Origin of the sequence: Kocuria sp. CPCC 205231, assembly GCF_040980965.1 — a bacterium.
Taxonomy (GTDB): domain Bacteria; phylum Actinomycetota; class Actinomycetes; order Actinomycetales; family Micrococcaceae; genus Kocuria; species Kocuria rosea.
In genome coordinates this window covers 1-3,365 of record NZ_JAVKPP010000045.1, presented here as the reverse complement: position 1 = coordinate 3,365, position 3,365 = coordinate 1, and the positions used below count along the sequence as shown (strand labels likewise).

At 72.6% G+C, this 3,365-nt stretch carries 1 protein-coding gene; it reads left to right on the top strand.

Annotation, left to right across the window (positions count from 1 at the left end; translation table 11 throughout):
• The coding region (locus RF640_RS18725) for a pyruvate carboxylase (RefSeq protein ID WP_368828647.1) at window positions 1–3,365 on the top strand (3,365 nt) is incomplete at its 3' end.

The following is a 3,365-nucleotide window of genomic DNA, read 5'->3' as shown; positions in this document are numbered from 1 at the left end:
ATGTTCTCCAAGATCCTGGTGGCCAATCGCGGCGAGATCGCGATCCGTGCTTTCCGTGCCGCCTACGAGCTGGGCGCCAAGACGGTGGCGGTGTTCCCGTACGAGGACCGCAACTCGATCCACCGGCAGAAGGCCGACGAGGCGTACCGGATCGGGGAGGAGGGCCACCCCGTGCGGGCCTATCTCGACGTCGAGGAGATCGTCCGGGTGGCCAAGGAGTCCGGGGCGGACGCGATCTACCCCGGCTACGGGTTCCTCTCGGAGAACCCGGACCTGGCTCGTGCCGCCGCGCGCGAGGGCATCACCTTCGTCGGCCCGCGGGCCGAGATCCTGGAGCTGGCCGGCAACAAGGTCGCGGCGCTGAAGGCGGCGAAGCGGGCGGGGATCCCGACGCTGGCCTCCACGGAGCCCTCGGCGGACCCCGAGGAGTTGCTGGCGCAGGCGGAGGGCATCGGGTTCCCCATCTTCGTGAAGGCCGTGGCCGGTGGCGGGGGCCGCGGCATGCGCCGGGTGGAGACCCCCGAGGCGCTGCCCGAGGCGCTGGCCGCCGCGATGCGCGAGGCCGACACCGCCTTCGGCGACCCCACCGTGTTCCTGGAGCAGGCCGTGCTCCGGCCCCGCCACATCGAGGTGCAGATCCTCGCCGACAACGAGGGCGGGATGGTGCACCTGTTCGAGCGCGACTGCTCCCTGCAGCGCCGGCACCAGAAGGTCGTGGAGATCGCCCCGGCGCCGAACCTCGACGAGGGGATCCGCCAGGCCCTGCACCGGGACGCGGTGAAGTTCGCGAAGGAGCTCGGCTACGTCAACGCCGGCACCGTGGAGTTCCTGGTGGACACGGCCGGGGAGCGGGCGGGTCAGCACGTGTTCATCGAGATGAACCCGCGCATCCAGGTGGAGCACACGGTGACCGAGGAGATCACCGACGTCGACCTCGTCCAGTCGCAGCTGCGCATCGCCTCCGGGGAGACCCTGGCGGACCTGGGCATCGCCCAGGACGAGCTGGCCGTGCGCGGGGCCGCCCTGCAGTGCCGGATCACCACCGAGGACCCGGCCAACGGGTTCCGCCCCGACGTCGGGAAGATCTCCGCCTACCGCTCGGCCGGCGGCGCGGGGGTGCGCCTGGACGGCGGCACGGTCTACGCCGGGGCGGAGATCTCCCCGCACTTCGACTCGATGCTGGTGAAGCTCACCTGCCGGGGCCGGGACTACGCCACCGCCGTGCACCGGTCCCAGCGTGCCCTGGCCGAGTTCCGGATCCGAGGGGTGTCCACCAACATCCAGTTCCTGCAGGCCGTGCTGGCCGACCCGGAGTTCCTCGCCGGCAACGTGGCCACCGACTTCATCGAGCGCCGCCCCGAGCTGCTCGAGGCCCGCACCTCCGGGGACCGGGCCACCAAGGCGCTGACCTGGCTGGCCGAGGTCACGGTGAACCAGCCCAACGGGGAGCGGGTGGAGGGCATCGACCCGCGCACCAAGCTGCCCCGCTACCCGGGCGACAAGCAGGACGAGCCGTTCCGCTCTCCCTTCGACGGACCCTCCGAGCACACCCCGCCGCCGGGGTGGCGGCAGCGGCTCGTCGAGCTCGGCCCCGAGGGGTTCGCCCGGGCCCTGCGGGAGCAGCAGGCGGTGGCGGTGACCTCGACGACGTTCCGGGACGCCCACCAGTCGCTGCTGGCCACCCGGGTGCGCACCCGCGACCTGCTCGCCGCCGCCCCCGCCTACGCCCACACCCTCCCTCAGCTGCTCTCGGTCGAGGCCTGGGGCGGGGCGACCTACGACGTCGCGCTGCGCTTCCTCGGCGAGGACCCGTGGGAGCGGCTGCGGCTGCTGCGGGAGGCGATGCCGAACATCCCGATCCAGATGCTGCTGCGCGGGCGCAACACCGTGGGCTACACCCCGTACCCCACCGAGGTGACGGACGCGTTCGTGGCCGAGGCCGCGGCCACCGGGGTGGACATCTTCCGGATCTTCGACGCCCTCAACGACGTGGAGCAGATGGCCCCGGCCATCGAGGCCGTGCGCAGGACGGGCACCGCGGTCGCCGAGGTCGCCCTGTGCTACACCGGGGACCTGCTGGACCCGGCCGAGGACCTCTACACCCTGGACTACTACCTCGAGCTCGCCCAGCAGTGCGTCGACGCCGGGGCCCACGTGCTGGCGATCAAGGACATGGCGGGGCTCCTGCGCCCCGCGGCGGCGGCGAAGCTGGTGACCGCCCTGCGGGAGCGCTTCGACCTGCCCGTGCACCTGCACACCCACGACACCGCCGGCGGGCAGCTCGCCACGCTGATGGCCGCGATCGACGCGGGCGTGGACGCGGTGGACGTGGCCGAGGCCTCGATGGCCGGCACGACCTCCCAGGTGCCCGCCTCGGCGCTGATCGCCGCCCTGGCCCACACGGACCGGGACACCGGCATCCCCCTGGAGGCCGCGACCGCCCTGGAGCCCTACTGGGAGGTCATCCGCCGGATGTACGCCCCGTTCGAGTCCGGGCTCACCGCCCCGACCGGGCGCGTGTACCGGCACGAGATCCCCGGCGGGCAGCTGTCGAACCTGCGCCAGCAGGCCATCGCGCTGGGACTGGGGGAGCGGTTCGAGGCGATCGAGGACATGTACACCGCCGCCAACGCCATGCTCGGCAGGCTGGTCAAGGTCACCCCCTCGTCCAAGGTCGTGGGCGACCTCGCCCTGCAGCTGGTGGGCATGGGCGTGGACCCGGCCGAGTTCGAGGCGAACCCGCAGAAGTTCGACATCCCCGACTCGGTGATCAGCTTCCTCGCCGGGGAGCTCGGCACGCCTCCCGGCGGGTGGCCCGAACCGTTCCGCTCCAAGGCCCTGGAGGGCCGCAACGTGCGTGTCGGGATCACGGAGCTGGCCCCGGAGGACTCCCAGGCCCTGGCCGGGGACCCGGCCACCCGCCGTGCCACGCTGAACCGGCTGCTGTTCGCCGGCCCGACGCGGGACTACGAGGCCAGCCGGGCGAAGTACGGCGAGCTGGCGCTGCTGCACACCCGGGACTTCCTCTACGGGCTGACCTCCGACCGGGAGCACGTGATCTCCCTCGGCAAGGGGGTGCGGCTGCTGGTGACCCTGCAGGCCATCTCGGAGCCGGACGACAAGGGCATGCGCACCGTGATGCTCACCCTCAACGGCCAGCCCCGGATGATCGAGGTCCGCGACACCTCGATCACCTCCTCGGTGCCCGAGACCGAGAAGGCCGACCCCACGGACCGCGGCCACGTGGCCGCCCCGTTCGCCGGGGCGGTGACCGTGACGGTGGCCGAGGGCGACACCGTGGAGGCGGGCGGCCAGGTGGCCACCATCGAGGCCATGAAGATGGAGGCCTCCATCACCGCCCCCAC